Annotated in this window: 17 protein-coding genes; 13 read left to right on the top strand and 4 right to left on the bottom strand. The window is 65.4% G+C overall.

What is annotated here, in order from left to right; genetic code table 11:
* Positions 1-35: 35 nt before the first annotated feature.
* Both BBTA_RS22455 and BBTA_RS22450 read right to left on the bottom strand, forming a co-directional pair.
* Entirely contained in the window at positions 36-1,217 is a 1,182-nt protein-coding gene (locus BBTA_RS22455; RefSeq protein WP_012044801.1) for a polysaccharide deacetylase family protein, read from the bottom strand.
* Positions 1,218-1,451: 234 nt separating this feature from the next.
* A complete protein-coding gene (locus BBTA_RS22450; protein WP_063719761.1) occupies positions 1,452-2,288 on the bottom strand; it encodes a polysaccharide deacetylase family protein in 837 nt (278 codons plus the stop codon).
* Positions 2,289-2,397: 109 nt separating this feature from the next.
* Here BBTA_RS22450 and mgtE point away from each other — a divergent pair, with 109 nt between their 5' ends.
* The 8 genes from mgtE to BBTA_RS22410 all read left to right on the top strand — a co-directional run bounded on the left by mgtE (position 2,398) and on the right by BBTA_RS22410 (position 9,022).
* Positions 2,398-3,816: a magnesium transporter gene (gene mgtE / locus BBTA_RS22445; protein WP_012044799.1), complete on the top strand. Its 1,419-nt coding sequence runs from the start codon at positions 2,398-2,400 to the stop codon at positions 3,814-3,816.
* An 81-nt stretch (positions 3,817-3,897) separates the two neighbouring features.
* A complete protein-coding gene (locus BBTA_RS22440; RefSeq protein WP_012044798.1) occupies positions 3,898-4,188 on the top strand; it encodes a DNA-binding transcriptional regulator in 291 nt (96 codons plus the stop codon).
* A gap of 74 nt (positions 4,189-4,262) precedes the next feature.
* Complete coding sequence (locus BBTA_RS22435) at positions 4,263-5,081, top strand: aldo/keto reductase (RefSeq protein ID WP_012044797.1); 819 nt, start codon at positions 4,263-4,265, stop codon at positions 5,079-5,081.
* A gap of 147 nt (positions 5,082-5,228) precedes the next feature.
* Positions 5,229-6,113, top strand: coding sequence for a hypothetical protein (locus BBTA_RS22430; protein ID WP_012044796.1), 885 nt, complete (start codon positions 5,229-5,231; stop codon positions 6,111-6,113).
* A gap of 104 nt (positions 6,114-6,217) precedes the next feature.
* Positions 6,218-6,877, top strand: coding sequence for a glutathione S-transferase family protein (locus BBTA_RS22425; protein ID WP_012044795.1), 660 nt, complete (start codon positions 6,218-6,220; stop codon positions 6,875-6,877).
* A 216-nt stretch (positions 6,878-7,093) separates the two neighbouring features.
* Positions 7,094-7,285: a hypothetical protein gene (locus tag BBTA_RS22420; RefSeq protein ID WP_012044794.1), complete on the top strand. Its 192-nt coding sequence runs from the start codon at positions 7,094-7,096 to the stop codon at positions 7,283-7,285.
* Between the two features lie 288 nt (positions 7,286-7,573).
* On the top strand, positions 7,574-8,563 hold the full coding sequence (locus BBTA_RS22415; protein ID WP_041750826.1) for a hypothetical protein: 990 nt from the start codon (positions 7,574-7,576) through the stop codon (positions 8,561-8,563).
* An 18-nt stretch (positions 8,564-8,581) separates the two neighbouring features.
* Positions 8,582-9,022, top strand: a complete 441-nt coding sequence (locus tag BBTA_RS22410) for a DUF1489 family protein (protein ID WP_012044792.1) — start codon at positions 8,582-8,584, stop codon at positions 9,020-9,022.
* A gap of 8 nt (positions 9,023-9,030) precedes the next feature.
* Here the strand turns inward: BBTA_RS22410 and panC are convergent, their stop codons facing one another.
* A complete protein-coding gene (gene panC / locus BBTA_RS22405) occupies positions 9,031-9,882 on the bottom strand; it encodes a pantoate--beta-alanine ligase (protein ID WP_012044791.1) in 852 nt (283 codons plus the stop codon).
* A gap of 257 nt (positions 9,883-10,139) precedes the next feature.
* Between panC and BBTA_RS22400 the strand changes: the two genes are divergently transcribed.
* The 4 genes from BBTA_RS22400 to BBTA_RS22385 all read left to right on the top strand — a co-directional run bounded on the left by BBTA_RS22400 (position 10,140) and on the right by BBTA_RS22385 (position 14,184).
* Positions 10,140-11,060, top strand: a complete 921-nt coding sequence (locus tag BBTA_RS22400) for a division plane positioning ATPase MipZ (RefSeq protein WP_012044790.1) — start codon at positions 10,140-10,142, stop codon at positions 11,058-11,060.
* A 504-nt stretch (positions 11,061-11,564) separates the two neighbouring features.
* Entirely contained in the window at positions 11,565-12,452 is an 888-nt protein-coding gene (locus BBTA_RS22395; RefSeq protein ID WP_012044789.1) for an alpha/beta fold hydrolase, read from the top strand.
* Positions 12,453-12,602: 150 nt separating this feature from the next.
* Positions 12,603-13,361 (top strand): hypothetical protein, encoded by a 759-nt coding sequence (locus tag BBTA_RS22390; RefSeq protein ID WP_041750825.1) that lies wholly within the window; start codon positions 12,603-12,605, stop codon positions 13,359-13,361.
* Positions 13,362-13,467: 106 nt separating this feature from the next.
* Positions 13,468-14,184 carry a DnaJ domain-containing protein gene (locus BBTA_RS22385; RefSeq protein WP_012044787.1) on the top strand — a complete coding sequence of 239 codons (717 nt, stop codon included), beginning with the start codon at positions 13,468-13,470 and terminating at the stop codon, positions 14,182-14,184.
* 233 nt (positions 14,185-14,417) lie between these two features.
* Here BBTA_RS22385 and BBTA_RS22380 read toward each other — a convergent pair whose 3' ends face one another.
* Positions 14,418-16,190, bottom strand: coding sequence for a D-alanyl-D-alanine carboxypeptidase (locus BBTA_RS22380; protein ID WP_012044786.1), 1,773 nt, complete (start codon positions 16,188-16,190; stop codon positions 14,418-14,420).
* A gap of 408 nt (positions 16,191-16,598) precedes the next feature.
* Here BBTA_RS22380 and BBTA_RS22375 point away from each other — a divergent pair, with 408 nt between their 5' ends.
* Positions 16,599-16,940: a phasin family protein gene (locus tag BBTA_RS22375; RefSeq protein ID WP_012044785.1), complete on the top strand. Its 342-nt coding sequence runs from the start codon at positions 16,599-16,601 to the stop codon at positions 16,938-16,940.
* Position 16,941 lies beyond the last annotated feature (1 nt).

Raw genomic sequence — 16,941 nt, 5'->3', positions numbered from 1 at the left:
CAAGCGATCTCGGGCGGGTCTTGCAAAACCCCGCCTCAGCGCCGCTTCAGGCTGGCCATGCGAACCGGGCGCGGCGCCGGCTTCACGGCCGGACGCTCGACGCGGGCGACTTGACGGCGCTGCGCCGTCAGCGGTGCCGCAGGTGGCCAAGCGAACAGATCGGCCGAGGGAGCCGGCAAGGCGGGCGCTGTCGCGGTCTGCAGCCGTAGCGCTGGCCGCGGCCATGCCGGTTTCGGTGCCGCTCGCGATGCCGGCAATGGATCGAGCACGCCGAAATCGTCCAATGTCGCGCGGGCACGGGTGTCGGCAGCAGCGAGATCGACCGGCGCAATCGCAGGCCATTTGGCGACCGGCGTCTCATCGGATGGACGATGCACCAGCCAGTCATCGGGTTCGGTGGGTGTGGCCGGACGATCCGGTGTCGCCGCCACCACATGCACGATGCGATAGCCCTTGGCCTTCAGCTCGGTCAGGATCTTCGGCAGCGCGTCGACGGTGCGGGCGTGGATGTCGTGCAGCAACAGGATGCCCTTGCCGCGCGCTTCCAGCCGCTTGATCGCGAGTTCATAGACTTTGGTGCCGGAAATGCTGCGCCAATCGTCTGCAAGGAAGTCGGCGCTCCACATCTGCAGGCCGAGCGTGCCAGCATAGTTCTCGACCGCCTCGCCGCGCAACAGGCCGGGCACGCGGAAGAACGGCGACAGCGCCGAGGGATCGTTGAGCGCGGCCGCGGTCGAGGCGATGCCCTGATCGACCTCGGGCTTGACCCGGTCCAGCGTCATCCGGTTGAAGCTCAGCGGATGGTTCTGGCTGTGCGTGCCGATCGTGTGGCCGGCCGCCGCGAGCTTGCGCACACCTTCGGGATCCGCCTTGGCCTGGCGGCCGATCGTGAAAAACGTCGCCTTGACGCATTCATCGGCGAGGATCTGCAGCACCTGATTGCTGTATTTCGGCACTGGACCGTCGTCGAAAGTCAGCACCACCTCGTGATCCCGCAGCGGCAAGGTCTCCTTGTATTGCATCGCGCCGATGCGCGGATGCTCCTGCGGATCGACAACCAGGACGCGAGACGTGCCCAGCGCATTGGGATGGCCGGGACATTCGGCCGCAGCGGCGCCCGGGGATCCCAGGCCTGAGCCGACAGCGGTCAGGGCGCCGAGCAGCAATGCGACCCATGACGATGTCGATCCGACCCAAGCCCACGCACGATCACGCATCACGCTGCCTGCATTCTCTTCAATGGCCGGACTCACTTGGGTCAGGCGCCTCGATGGTCCCGGATATATCGTGGACATAGCACCGCGCCACAAGGAGGAAGGCATAGCAGGGATGATTGGTGGCGGCGACATTACATCGCCTTGCGTTCCGGTTTGCGCATGGCTGTTGCCGGTTTGCAAGGTCTGCAGGCGCCGCACATCGTTTCAGCCTAGCCGGCGCGCCTGAACGGTGGATTAACCGCCTTCCAGGGGCGGCGTGGCCGCACCGGACGGTCTTTCGCTGTGCTGCTGCGGTGGCTCGTCGGTCTTGGCCGGCACCACATGGACCACGCGATAACCGTGCTCCTTGAGATAGCGAAGGAAGGCCGGAAGCATCGCGGCCGTGCGTGGTTGCGGATCGTGCAGCAGGATGATGCCCTTGCGGGCCTGGTTGAGCCGGCTGGTGAGCAGCTTCAGGGTCTGCTGCGGCGACATCGGGTTCCAGTCGCTGGCCCAGAGATCGGCGCCGAACACCGCGATGCCGCGCGAGGCCAGGAGATCCAGCGCGGCCGGCGTCGATTCGAAATAGGGGAAGCGGAAAAACGGCGTCGACGGCGTTGTTGTCTCGATGCCGTTGAGCGCCTTCTCGTCGGCTGCGATGCCGCGATCGATCTCCTCGACCGCTTGCTCCGGCGTGATGTGCGCAAAATGCGCATGCGTGAAGCTGTGATGGCCGATCGTGTGGCCCTCCGCCGCGATCCGCTGCACCAGCGCGGCGCGGCCCGAGGCCGGCTTGCCGACCAGGAAAAATGTCGCGCGCACGCATTCCCGGGCGAGTGCTGCGAGCACCTTGTTGGTCATAGGCGGCGAGGGGCCGTCATCGAAGGTGAGGACCACTTCGCCGTCATGCAGCGGCAGCGTGTCAGGGAAGCTCTTCAGGCCGACCCGCGGATAGTGCTTGGGGTCCACGCTCAGCACGCGCGAGGTGCCGAGCGTGCCTTCGCGCGGACAGGTTTCGGCGGACGCAGCCGCGGCGCAGTGCCCCACCAGCAGCGCGGCCGCCATCGCTGCTGCATTTACCCATCCCACCATCCGTCGCGTCCGAGGCATCTTTTCCCGTTGCGCTCGCTGTTGCCCATTATGTAATGCGTGAAAGCACAAATCAGACCAATTGCTCTGCATTCCGCTCGTGAGGCACGTCATGAACGAGACATCGGACGTTGCCCCTGCAGGTGTGACTCTATCCGATCGCGCCGCGATGCGCACCGATTCCGGCGAGATTCGCACGGAGTTCATCGACGCCATCACGGCGGCGATTGCCGCCGAGAACGAGGCGTTCCTACGCGCGGAAGTCGCCGAGTTGCACGAGGCGGATCTCGGTGACCTGATCGCCGCGCTCGCGCCCGAGCAGCGCGTCCGTCTGGTCGAGCTGACCGGCACCGATTTCGACTTCTCGGCGCTGAACGAGGTCGACGATTCCGTCCGCGAGGAGATCCTCGAGGAGCTGGAGCCTGCGACCGTCGCCGAGGGCGTTCGCGAGCTCGAGTCCGACGATGCCGTCGAGCTGCTGGAAAGCCTCGACGAAGAGGACAAGGAGGAGATTCTTGAGCGGCTGCCGCCCTCGGAGCGCGATGTCCTCGAACGCAGCCTGGATTACCCCGAGGGCTCGGCCGGCCGGCGCATGCAGAGCGAGTTCATCGCGGTTCCGCCGGCCTGGACCGTCGGCCAGGCGCTCGACTACATGCGCGAGACGCCCGACCTTCCCGAGCGCTTCTACGAGATCTATGCCGTGGACGAGGCGCGGCACTGGCAAGGCGCGGTTGCGCTCGACGCGCTGCTGCGCGCCCGGCGTCTCGCACCGCTCGCCGAACTGATCGACGAGGATCGCCGCCGCGTCACCGTCGCCGACGATCTCGCCGAGGTGGCGCGGCTGTTCGGCAAGTACAATCTGGTCGCAACCCCGGTGGTCGATGCCGAGAACCGGCTGGTCGGCGTCATCACCATCGATGATGTCGTCGACGTGATCGAGGAGGAGGCCGATGAGGATTTCAAGGCGCTGGGCGGCGTGTCGCGCGACGAGGAACTGTCCGACAGCTTCTGGACCATCGCCAAGGGCCGCTTCAACTGGCTCCTGATCAACCTGGCCACTGCCTTTCTGGCTTCCTCGGTGCTCGGGCTGTTCGAAGGCCAGCTGCAGCAGATGGTGGCGCTTGCGGTGCTTGCCCCGATCGTGGCGAGCCAGGGCGGCAATGCCGCGACCCAGACCATGACGGTCGCGGTGCGGGCGCTCGCCACCCGTGAGCTCGGACCGAACAATGCCATGCGCGTGGTCATGCGCGAGGCGCTGGTCGGCCTCGTGAACGGGCTCGCTTTCGCGCTCATTACCGGCATCGCCGCGGTCGCCTGGTTCAAGACGCCGGGTCTCGGCATCGTGATCGGGCTCGCCATCATCTCCAACCTCGTGGCCGGCGCGCTTGGCGGCATCCTGATCCCGATGGTGCTCGAACGGGTGCGCGCCGATCCGGCCGTCGCCTCTGGAACCTTCGTCACCACGGTCACCGACGTGGTCGGCTTCTTCTCCTTCCTGGGCATCGCGACGCTCTGGTTCGGTTTGAAATAAGCCCACTGTCCGAACGACTTATATCGTTAATCCGGCCTTAACGCGGCTCGGCGACACTGTCGTCCGAGACGGAGTCGGATCATGCAACGCTTACGGCTGAAGGCAGACGGACGAATCGTGGAGCTGCGCGACGGCGGCGAGTTTCCGCTGGCGCCGGCGACCACCGCACCGGTCGCGCCACTCGAAGTGCGCGATCTCCGGCGACGGGTGCACCTGACCCAGCAGGAGTTTGCCGCCAAGCTCGGCGTGCCGGTCGAGACGATCCGCAATTGGGAGCAGGGCAAGCGCATGCCGCGCGGACCCGCCCGCGCTTTGCTCACGGTCATTGCGCATGCGCCCGATACCGTGTTCGCGGCCTTAGCTAAGACTTAAGCTAAAAACCGGCCGAGCGTGGCACGGTTCGCGTGTGGCATGCATAATGTTGCACGTATCTGGAGTGCACGGCCATGCTGATGATCGAGGCCAATGGTGCCAGGATTCCAGCCCTGGGTCTCGGGACCTGGGAGTTGCGCGGACGCACCTGCGCCCGCATCGTCGAGCAGGCGCTCACGCTCGGCTATCGCCACATCGACACTGCCCAGGTCTATGAGAACGAGCAGGAGGTCGGGGAGGGCCTGCGCGCCTCACGCGTTCGGCGCAGCGAGTTGTTCCTGACCACCAAGGTGTGGACGACGCATTTCGCGCCGAACGATCTCGAACGCTCGACCAAGGAGAGCCTGGTCCGCTTGCGCGTCAGCGACGTCGATCTGCTGCTGCTGCACTGGCCGAATTCACACGTGCCGCTGGCCGAGACGCTCGGCGCGCTGGCGCATGCCAAGACGCTTGGGCTGACGCGCCATATCGGCGTGTCGAATTTCACCGTCGCTCTGCTCGACGAGGCCGTGGCGCTGTCGCCGGAGCCGCTGGTGTGCAACCAGGTCGAGTATCACCCTTATCTGGAGCAGACCAAGATCCGCGAGGCCTGCGCACGGCATGGCATCGCCATGGTCGCCTACAGTCCGATCGCAAAGGGCAAGATCAGGAATGATCCAACCCTGACCCGGATCGGCCACGCCCACGGCAAGAGCCCGGCGCAAATCTGCCTGCGCTGGCTGGTGCAGCAGAACGTCGTGGCGATCCCGCGGACGTCCAAGATCGAACGGTTGTCCGAAAATCTCGACGTGTTCGATTTCGAGCTGTCCGAGCAGGACATGACCGACATCTTTGCGATGGGCAGCGCCGGGGGGCGGATGACCGACTTCGCCTTCGCGCCCAAATGGGATTGAGGGCGGCGCCCGCGTCTTTATGCTACAGCGCGATGTGACAGGGAGCGGCCGGCGGGCCGCGCGGCGGCTGGCGCCGTAGGCCCTGTGCATGATCGGGGTGATCGCGCGCTGCGCGCGTTCGCTCAGGCGCGGATGTAGTGAAGCAGCATGGAACGTTGGCAGTTCATCCGTTGGGGCATCGCCGCGTCCCTGCTGGCGCACCTTCTGATCGCTGGCGGGATCGTGGTCTCGACCGTGGTGCGGCCCTACGAGTTGCCAAAGGCCGACGAGGTGCCGGTCGATATCGTCGATGCCGACGAGTCGCAGAAGACGCCGGAACCGCCGCCGCCGTCGCCATCACCCACGCCTGATTTGACCTTGCCGCAGCCGGCGGCCACTCCGTCGCTCGCGGCCGCTGCTCCGCCGCCGGCCGCCCCGCCGCCGCAGGATGCCAAGGAAGCAGCCAAGGAGACGCCCAAGCCTCCGGTTCCGCCGGAGGCGCCGCAGCAGCCTTCGCCGGTGCCATCCTCCAAAGCCGAGACGAAGCCTCCGGCCAAATCACAATCGAAAGCGGCCGACGCCAAATCCGCAACCAAGCCGGTGCCTGCTCCCTCACCAAGTTATGTGCCCGCGGAGCCCGATCTCACGGTCAAATATGGCGTCATGCTCGGGCTGCCGGCACCGCTCGCGCCGCTGCCGCCGGCGGGCGACGGGTCGGGCGACGATGCCGGGCCTACGGCGACCACGAATCTTGCCGACGATCTGGTCGCCGTGTTTCGCCGCCATCTCAAGTCCTGCGCACGTCTGCCCGCCACGGTGTCTCCGGCCGACAATGTGATGGTGAAGCTGCGGGTGGCCATGACCCCCGATGGGCGACTTGCGGCCGAGCCGTTGCTGATCGCCGGCACCGCCTCGGTCAAGGCGCTGCAGCTGAAGCAGAGCGCGATGGAGGCGCTGGCGGCCTGCCAGCCTTATGCGATGCTGCCGTCATCGCGCTATCGCGAGTGGAAAGTGCTCGAATTGTCGTTTTCGCCGCAGGATTTCGGCGGCTGATCGTCGACGCCGTCGGGGCCCGCCTGTATGCGTGCTGCAGTCGGCGCGCGTGCCGCGTGTGAGTCCGCGCCGGCTGGATGTTGGACGAGGACGGAGAGAGCGACATGACGCTGAAGCTGGTGGTCGGCAACAAGAACTATTCCTCATGGTCGATGCGGCCATGGCTGGCGCTGCGCGGCTGCGACATCGCCTTCGACGAGACCGTGATCCCGCTCTACACCGACGATCCCGCCGACAAGGCGCGGATCCTCAAGCATTCGCCGGCCGGCAAGGTGCCGATCCTGATCGATGGCGCGGTCACGGTGTGGGACTCGCTTGCGATCATTGAATATGTCGCCGAGCGCTATCCCGAGGCGAAACTGTGGCCGAGCGAGGCGGGGGCGCGCGCTCACGCGCGCTCGGTGTGCGCGGAAATGCATTCCGGCTTCCAGGCCCTGCGCAACGAATGCCCGATGAATCTGCACCGGCCGGTGCGTCCGGTCGCGCTGTCGGCGGATGCAAAGGCCAATATTGCGCGGATCGAGGACATCTGGCGTGATTGCCGCGATCGTTACGGCAGCGGGGGCCCGTTCCTGTTCGGCCGCTTCGGCGCCGCGGATGCCATGTTCGCCCCGGTGGTCACCCGTTTTCACACCTTCGCGGTTCCGGTCGCGGCCGAGACGCGGGCCTATATGGAAACGATGATGGCGATGCCGGCTTTCGTCGCTTGGGTCGAGGCTGGGCTGGCGGAGACATGGATCATCGAGCGGGTCGAGAAGGTCTGACCGGCAGGGTCGATCGGCCCCTGGTCCCGCCTGTTAGTCCAGGAATACCGGTTACGGCGCCATCTCGTTGAAGAAGCTTGCAATCTCCGCGTTGCCGGGCGGGAGTCCGCTGGTCAAAACCCGCTCCAGCGTGCTATAGACGTCAAAGTTATAAAGACACGCCGGCCCGGGCAGCGGGACCAGGGGCTCTTGCCGGCACGCGAGCAGGAGAGGGCGTTGAAGCACAAGTTCCCGATCGGGACGACGGTCTATTTCACCGCGAGCAACGTCTCGCGCCCGGCGGCCAGTGGCACCTATGAGATCGTCCGGCAACTTCCGACAGAAGGCGACGACTGCCAGTACCGGATCAAAAGCTCGACGGAAGCCTTTGAGCGGGTTGCCAGAGAAAGCCAATTGGCCTTGTCTTGAAGAGGTCGGCGGCGTCGGCGGACGCGGCCGGTCGGTGATCGAGAGGCGGCCTTTGCCGCGGCGCAGTCTGGTGCTGCGATGCCTCAACACGACCGCCGTGCGATCGCGTTGGGGATAGCGGGTAGCTGCGCACCATCCTGTGCCCGCAACGGGCCTGGAATCGTCTTATCATGGGGCGGGGCCGTGATGGATGGGTGATGGTTTGGGAATGGTGATCGTTTCACGGGCGCCCCATCGCAGGACGCCATCAGGGCCGTTCTCGACGGCCCGCGGCAGGAATCAGCGCGCATGACTTCGATCTGGCCTTCCTCGTTCGACCAGCTCTTGAACTCACCGGCTTTCCCGATGTGGCTCACCGTGGCCGCGGCGGGCTTCTTCGCCCTGATCGTGCTGGCGACCCTGCTCAGGGCCGAGAAGTCGGTTGCCAATGGCGCGCTCACGGTCATCACCTTGCTGGCCGTCGGCATCGCGGTGGCGTCGATGATGCGAAGCCAGGATCAGGGCGCGCGGGGCGGCAGCGATCCCGCTTCGACCGCCTCCGTCAGCTTTGCGCCGCCGGGTCTCGCTTGCGTGGATGATCTGGCCGGTGATCTGGTCTTGTCCAATTGCGAGAAGAACCTGTTCGGATCGCCGGAGATGACGGCCGCCGCCGTCAGCTATGCCGCGGCGATGCTGAGCCGCCTCGCGCAGGCGGGCGACCTCGCGAGCGCCAACAAGGTGATGACCGCGGAACTGCTCGCGCTGCGCCGGGCGGTGGAGCGCGACCGCTATGGCCTGATGGCCTATGTGCTGCTGACCCGCGACCGCTGTACGCCGACCGATTGCGTGATGTTCCGGGCGGTCGGCGATCGCCAGCAACTCGTCAACAACATGGAAGGCCGGACTTATGAAGGGCTGGTGACGCGCTACGCCTCGCAATGGAATGCGCCGGCCGCCCAAACCGCCCAATCGGCCGCCGCGGGGACCTTTGCGGGCTTGGCGCCGACCGCGCCGACCGGCAAGCCGACCAATGCGGAGTTCCCCAGCTCGGCCAACACGCCTGCGGTCAGCATCATGAACCCCGAGCCCACGGCCTCGACGCGCTCGGTCGCGCCCGCGCCGGCGGCTCCGAAGCCGCCCACCCAGCTTGCTCCTGCACCGGCACCGCCGCCGACCGTTGCTGCCAGCCATGCCCAGGCGCCCGCCGCGGCCAAGAAGGCAGCACCCAAGCCGAAGCCCGCCGCTACCGCTCCGCAGGCTGCGCCGGAGGCTGCGGAGCCTGCTGCGAACAATGAATAAGGCTGGTCGAACCGCGTCATGCCGCTGCATCTGATCAAGCTGGCCGTCGGCTGCGAGTCGGTCAAAGAGCTGAAGGAATGGATCGCGGAGCGCATGCTCGCGGCCAAGAAGAAGGGCCTGCCGCAACAGCATGTCCATGTCACGCGCATGACTCCGAAGCGGGTCGACGAGATCCTCGCCGGCGGCTCGCTCTATTGGGTCATCCGCGGCGAGGTCGCCGCGCGTGAGAAAATCGTGGGCATCGAGCCCTTCCGGGATGGCGACGGCATCGGGCGTTGCCGCCTGATCATGCAGCCGAAGGTGATCGCGGTGTCGCCGCGGCCGATGCGGCCGTTCCAGGGCTGGCGTTATCTCACCCCCGAGGACGCGCCGGCCGATCTCGGCAAGGCCGGCGCTGCGGGGCTCGAAGCCATGCCGGAACCGCTGCGGCGCGAGTTGCGCGATCTCGGGCTGCTGTAGCGCAGCCTCTACACCGCGATGTTGTCGATGAGCCGCGTCGTTCCAATCCGGGCGGCGACCAGGATGCGCTTCGGCCCGGACTCGTCCTGTGTGACAGGGGCCAGCGTCTCGGCGTGGCGCACCTCAAGATAATCCAAGTCGAAGCCGGCTTGGGTAATTGTGGCGTTGCCGTCACGAAGGGCGTCCTGCATGTCGCCGCCGGCGCGCAGCCGGCTCGCGAGCTCCTTCAGTGCACGGTGCAGTGTCGGCGCAACGCGGCGTTCGTCTGCACTGAGATAGACATTGCGCGACGACATCGCGAGCCCGTCGCGTTCGCGCACCGTACGCGACCCGACGACGCGAACGCCGAGGTCGAGATCGCGCGCCATCTGCGTCACCACACGGAGCTGCTGATAGTCCTTCTCGCCGAAGATCGCGACATCGGGACGGCACTGTGCGAACAGCTTCGCCACCACGGTTGCAACGCCGCCGAAGAAGTGAGGGCGAAAGCGATCCTCGAGTCCGGCCAAGGCTGGGCCTTCCGGCACGATCCGGGTCGTGAAGCCATCCGGATACATCGCCTTGGCGTCAGGGTGCCAGATCAGATCGACGCGCTCGGCCGCGAGCTTGGCAACATCCTCCTTCCAGGTGCGCGGATAGGAACCGAAATCCTCCGTCGGCGCGAATTGAGTCGGATTGACGAAGATCGAGACGACGACCTTGTCGGCGCGGCGCTTCGCCTGTCGCACGAGCGAGATGTGGCCGTCATGCAAGGCACCCATGGTGGGCACGAGCGCAACGGTGGCCTTTCTCGCGCGCAGGCTGTCGAGCTCGCGGCGAAGCGCGGAAAGACTGCGGGCGACGCGTGGTGTTCGTGACATTTTTGCTCGATCTCCAGGGAAAAATCGCCGTCTTTCCGTTCGGCCTTGACGCTCGGGCAACCGCCCTTAACAAAGGCAGGACGCTGCCCAGCTGACTTGAACACCTCTGTTAGCACGTCTGCGCAGCCGATGCGGAGTAGGTAAACGCGCACATCAAGTAGTAGCGGTGGATGCGCCCCCGTGGATTTACGATGATGATGTATTTCACTTGACCGCAACCGACCGTGACTCGAAGATGATCGTAAGAGGTCGAAAACATGCTGCAGACTAGCCAGGGACAATCGGGCTCGGCCCATGTGGTTGTGCTTGGAAATGAGAAGGGCGGTTCGGGCAAGTCGACGACCGCTCTGCACATTGCCGTGGCGCTTTTGAAGGCCGGCCAGCGTGTCGCCACGATCGATCTCGACTCCCGCCAGCAGAGCTTCACCCATTACATCAACAACCGCAGCGCCTGGGCGCGGCGGACGGGACTGCATCTCGAACTGCCGACTCACTACTGCATCAAGCTCGGCCAGACGTTGCAGATCGATGAGAATGAAAAAGCCGAATTCCAGCAGTTCATGGAAGCGGTGTGCTCCGTCGAGCATGCATTCGATTTCATCGTGGTCGATACGCCGGGCAATGACAGCTACCTGATGCGTCTCGCGCATTCGATGGCCGACACCCTGGTCACCCCTATCAATGACAGCTTTCTCGATTTCGACGTGCTCGGAACCGTCGATCCTGCGACCTATGCGGTGACCGGTGAGAGCCACTATGCCGAGATGGTGCGCGACGTCCGGCGCAAGCGCCGCCAGGTGGACGGCGCGATGACGGATTGGATCGTCGTCCGGAACCGATTGTCGATGCTCGGCTCGCGCAACAAGCAGCTGGTGGCCGACGGCCTGAAGGAACTGTCGCTGCGGCTCGGCTTCCGCGCCATCGACGGCTTCGCCGAGCGCGTCGTCTATCGCGAATTCTTCCCGCGCGGACTGACGGCGCTGGACGATATCGACGAGGCGACGCTCGGCACCCGCCCCAATCTCGGCCATGTCACGGCCCGGGAGGAGGTCACAAGTCTGCTGCGCCAGCTCAAGCTGCCGCTGGACGAGCGCGGCCGCCGCCGCGCCGCCAATCGCGCCGAATGGTTCGCACAGGTCGACAAGCCTCTTGAACTGCACGACATCATCAGCGCCTGAGCCTGTCGGCGCTGGACTGATTTGAAGCTGGACTGATTTGAGTCGGGACTGATTTGACACCTCCAGCCGGGACCAAGGTTCGCTCGGCCCGGCACCGGCCTGAGACGCGGCGTCGCCTGAGACATTGTGCGTCCTGGACGAGTGCCAGCGCTGCGCTCACAATCAGGGCGACGGTGTTTGGTGACCGCTCCGCATCGTGAGCCCTGGGACTGGCCAGCCGGGCTTTTGGCCATATTTGTCTCAGGTCAAGGCGGAAACGGGCGAAATCGCTAGATTGCCGTCAAATTCCTGACTGATTTGAACGTGACGTTCACGATTGAAATCTCATGGAAGGGCGGCTGGCCCATGTTGCACAGCAACTAGGTGCACCGCACAACGAACGGGCGTCGGATACACAACATTTAGCCTTTCTGTCACAGGGCCGTTATATATATTCAACAGAACGGGCTGCGAGAGTCTTACAGGTTTCAAGCGACTTTGGGTTGCGGACCCCGAGGGACGAACATGAAGCGTGGAATTGCCGTTCTTCTGTCTGTCAGCGTTCTGGCCACCGTCGGCTACTTCACGGCGAGCAAGTGGGCGATCCGCCACGAGACGGTGCGGTTATACGATTCCTCCCGCGGCAACCGGCTGGTCGAGGTCGATATCGCCGTGCGTCGCGACAGGGAGATGCAGGCCGAAGCCGGCATGATCAAGCTGCCGGTCGCTGTCCTCAACCACGGCAACACCGTCAAGTTCACCGAGTACTCGTTCCTGGCCAACGTGTTTGCTGCGCGCGGCTACATGGCTGTCAGCATTCAGCATGACCTGCCGACCGACGCGCCGATGGTGACCAAGGCGGGCGAGCTCTATGTCGGCCGACTGCCGCAGATCCAGCGCGGCGTTGCCAACATCAGATTCGCCGTCGAGCAGATGCGCCAGCTCCAGCCGAATGCCGACTACGATCATCTGACCATCGTCGGCCATTCGATGGGCGGCGACATCTCGATGTATTTCGCCAAGCAGTATCCGGACGATGTGCGCAAGGTGGTCACGCTCGACAATCTGCGGGTGCCGTTCGTGACCGATGGCCGGTTCAAGATCCTCTCGTTCCGCTCCAAAGACCCGGTGTTCAAGCCTGATCCTGGTGTCGTTCCGGATGACGAGATCTGCGAGAAGACCGGTATCACTGTCGTGAACACCGATTTCCAGCATAACGACATGCGTGACACCGGCCCCGACGACGCCAAGCAGTCGATCCAGGCCATGCTCGACAAGTTCCTGGCCGACAGCGACAGCTCGAGCGCTATCTCCCCGGTCAAGACCAAGACGCCGTTGCTCGATCCGGGACCGGTCGCGCCCTATGCGCCGGTCGGCAAGGCCGCCACTGCGGCCAAGCCGCTGACGCACTGACCTGAACTTGCGAACCTGAACTCGCGGATCTGAGTTTGCGGCGGGCGGTGCCGCCGGCCATGACTGTCGCCATGACAAGCCGATGATCCTGGCGGCGCATTGAAGGTCGCCGAGTCGTTGCCCACATCAGGCGCATCGAACAGGTGCGTGATGAGCGACGTCCCTTCCAAATCTCGTTTCGGATCCAAAACGTCTCCGCGTGAGGGGACGTCCGACGAACGGTTGCCGCAGGCCGAGCCGTCCGGCGGCGATGCGATTGCCGCCTTCGTTGCTCAGGTGCGCGCTATGGCGCCCGCGACCCAGGGCGCCAGGGGCCGTCTCGTCTTCGCGCTCGATGCGACCTTGAGCCGGCAGCCGACCTGGGACATGGCCTGCGCGCTGCAGGCGGAAATGTTTCGCGAGGCCGCGGCGCTCGGCAGTCTCGACATCAGGCTGGTCTATTATCGCGGCTTCAGCGAGTGTCGTGCCACCGGATGGATTTCCGACAGCAGCGAGCTGGCGCGGTTGATGGGCAAGATCGATTGCCGCGGCGGCAAGACCCAGATCGGCAAGATCCTTGGCGAGGCCAGACGCAACGCGACCGCCGAGGGAATCCGCGCGGTGGTGTTCGTCGGCGATGCGATGGAGGAGAGCGTCGACGAATTGTGCGCCAGGGCTGGCGAACTCGGACTGTTGAAGGTGCCGCTGTTCATGTTCCAGGAGGGCCATGACCCGGCGGCCGAGCAGGCGTTCCGCGAGATGGCGCGGTTGTCAGGCGGCGCCTGGTGCCGGTTCGATCCCGGAGCGGCGGCGCAACTGCGCGATCTGTTGCGTGCCGCCGCGGCCTACGCTGCCGGCGGCCGTGAGGCTCTGCGTCGGCTGGCCGCGGCCGAATCCGGCGCGGCCTTGCTGCTCGGCCAAATGACGTAGCGGCAAGCGATCGGGCGGGCGCGGTCGCAGCCGCGGGCAGGGCGTTAGCGCCCCGAGTTCTCCGCAGCACGATGCCTTTTTTCCCGACAAGCCCTATATTCGAGTGATGACACTGATCGCTGGCGCCGTTGCCGTCATCACCCTCTATCTGTTGCTGCAGATGTTCCGGAACGCCAACCCGGCCGCGCTGGCGCGCGCGATCAAGGTCGCCGGGGGCATCGGCTGTCTGGCCGCCGCGGCCTTTACCGGGATCAAGGGCGAGCTGGTGGTCGCCATTCCCATCGGCCTGTTTGGAGCGGGGCTGCTGGGCTGGAGCCCGGCTGGCCTCGGCAGCTTCGGAAACATGTTCGGGCTGGGGTCGCAGCGCTCCGGCGGTCAAGGCTCGCGCGTGCGCTCGCAGTTCATCGAGATGACGCTCGATCACGACAGCGGTCGCGTGGAGGGACGGTTCGTCGCCGGCGCGCATGCCGGCCGCGCGCTGGACGAATTCGATCTGGCGCAGCTCGCGGCGACGATTCCGAGTCTCGACGCGGACAGCGTGGCTTTACTTGAAACGTATCTGGACCGCCGGTTTCCCGGATGGCGTCAGAACGCGCAGGGCGACGCGGCAGGGCGGCAGCGCCGCGCGGCGGCGAGTTCCAAAATGACGGACGAGGAGGCCTATCAGATCCTTGGCCTGCAGCCGGGCGCGGGGCGCGACGAGATCGGTCGAGCCCACCGTGCGCTCATGAAGAAACTGCATCCCGACCAGGGGGGGTCGACGTATCTCGCCGCGCGGGTGAACGAGGCCAAGGATACTCTGCTTCGTACGCATCACGGCTAACTCCGGCAACGCCACCAACGCCACAAGACCGACATCCGCTTGCACCGCGGCATCGTGTGCTCCGCGGTCTGCGCCGTTATCCGGCGCGATCGTTCTTCATGGTGAAGAAGTTCTAGCGGCAAATCCTTGACGAGAGGTTTGCGCTCGGCCGTCCCGCCTGCGCTCGCGCAGAGCCAAACAAAAAGGCCCGCGCCTGTGTCGCGCGGGCCGCATCGGCTGGGTGTCTCGGTGAGTTAGTTGTGCATGGTCATGCAGGAGATGTCGGCGCGCTTCAGCTTCTTGCAGACTGCTTCCGCCTGATCGCGATCGAGACCGGCGAAGCGGGCGCGGATGAGCTTCTTGTCGCCTTTCGCAACCGTCTCCGTGAAAGGATCTGCCTTGCTCAGAAGGCCCTGCGCCGAGCTGCGGGCCGCCTCGATCCGCTTCTGCGCCTCGGCTTCGGTGTCGAGCGCACCGACCTGGATGATCCAGCCGCTGCGCGTGACGGTCGGCTTGGAGATCGGTTCGGGCGTCGGACTTGCGGAGGCGAGCTGGGTCGGAGCAGGAGCCGGCGGCGGTGATGGCGCGTAGGCCATCGCCTGCGATGAGGCCGGCGGCAGGCTGGAGGCCGGCAGCACGCCGAGAATGCCGTTGCCGGTGCCGTGACCGGCCGGCTGGACCGGCAGCTCGGGCCGCGGCGCTTCGGCGCGGACCAGCGGAGGCGAGGGCGCGACGGCTTCGACGCGCTGAGCGAAGGCGGCCGGAGCCGGGGCGGGCGCGGGGGCCGGGGCGACGGGCTGCGGTGCGGCTGTTGCGAGCTTGACGGTGCCCGCCTTGACCTGGACCGTCTTGACCTTCACCGGCTTCATCGGGTCGGTGGAGCCGGGGATCAGCGCCATCGGCTGGTTCTGGATCACGCCGGAGGTCATCGGCGCGGGGTCGACCTTGGTCTCCTTGGGGGGCGAGGGTGGCAGCGCGGCCGTGGCCTCGGAGAGCGCCGAGATCATCTTGGCCGCGCGGCTCGGCGCCGGGGCGTCGGCCGCCGCAGAGGCCATCTGAACCGTGCTCTGGTCGGCGGTGTCGCCGCCATCCGATGTGCCGCGCTCGCCGATCGCTGCCACGGTGCGCCTGGTGGCGCCCTTCTCGAGGTTTTCAGCGAGCAGGTTGCGCATGATCGCGTCGCGCGAACCGCCGCTGCGGCCGCCCAGGACGACGCCGACCAGATGCCGGTTGCCGCGGCGCAACGAGGTCACGATGTTGAAGCCGGAGGCGCGGGTGTAGCCGGTCTTGATGCCGTCGATGCCCTCGACATTGCCGAGCAGGTGATTGTGGTTGCGGATCGACTGGCCGCGATAATTGAACACCACGGTCGAGAAATAGCGATAATAGCGCGGGAACCGGTCCTGGATCGCCCGGCCCAGGATCGACTGGTCGCGCGCCGTCGTGATCTGTTCGTCGGCGGGAAGCCCGGACGCGTTGACATAGGTGGTGCGGCTCATGCCGAGCGCCCGCGCCTTGCGCGTCATCATCTTGGCGAACTCGTCCTCGTCGCCGCCGATCGCTTCGGCGATCACCACGGCCGCGTCGTTGGCCGAGCGGGTCACCAGGCCCTTGATCGCATCTTCGACACGGATGGTCTGTCCGGGGCGCAGGCCGAGCTTGGTCGGCGACTGCTCGGAGGCATGCTCCGAGACCGGCATTTCGGTGTCGAGCTTCATCTTGCCGGAGTCGAGGCGCTCGAACAGCAGATAAAGCGTCATGATCTTGGTCAGCGAGGCCGGATGGCGGAGCGCGTCGGGATTGGTCGCGGTCAGGACCGCGCCCGAATTGCCGTCGACGACGATCGACGCGAAGGCCGGGCTGTAGCTGCCCTCATCATTGTGGGGGGAGTGACGCGCGTGATGATGGCGGTGGCGCCGGCGCGCCTCCGCGCTGTCGACGGTGACCACGGCTGCCATCGTCAGGGTGAGCAGCCCGTAAACGCCGACCCGCATCAGGCGCGAGGAAGCCAAGTTTTTGCGAAGCATGAAATCCCCGTCCAATTTCTGACGTGATCACCGGCCCGTAAGGCGAAATTGTGCCGAACGCCCCTATGATCAGACCTGCCGACCCCTCGCGCATGGCCTGACGCGGCCCTGCAATCGAAAGTCCGGAACTGAGGTTTTGTTAAGACGCTGTTTTAGAACAGCTTTACGGTCCCCGCCGACGCTGGCCGGGACCACCGGAGAGGTTAGGACGGTGGAGTTGCCAAAAGATTAAAGAAATCTTGCGCGCACCTACAGGATTTCGGGCGATTCGCGCCGAATTGGAGCGCAATGCCCTCAATTGTGCATTGCACAAGATTCTTGATTTATTTGTGCGGTGCACTATATTGTGATTGCGTCAGGGAGCCGGGGCTTCCCTGAGGGCGCTCAAAGTCAGGGAAAGGAATGCCAATGTTTAAGGTCGAAGATTTCCAGAACTACGGTAAGGAGCAGTTCGAGACCGTCGTCAATTCCGCGACCACGGTGCAGAATGGTCTTCATGCGATCGCCACCGCCTATGGCGACTACACCAAGAAGTCCTTCGAAGACACCAAGTCGTTCGTCGAGAAGCTGCAGGGCGTGAAGTCGCTCGACAAGGTGCTCGAGGCCCAGACCGAGTTCGCCAAATCGGCTTACGAGACCTTCGTCGCCGATTCGCAGAAGATCGCCGGCCTGTACTCGGATCTCGCCAAGCAGGCGTTCAAGCCGCTTGAAGGCATCGCTGCGAAGTTCACCCCGCCGGCCGCTCACTAAG

The organism is Bradyrhizobium sp. BTAi1 (assembly GCF_000015165.1).
Lineage (GTDB): Bacteria > Pseudomonadota > Alphaproteobacteria > Rhizobiales > Xanthobacteraceae > Bradyrhizobium > Bradyrhizobium denitrificans.
Note: the sequence above shows the minus strand (reverse complement) of the source record. Positions and strands in the feature narration are given on the sequence as shown.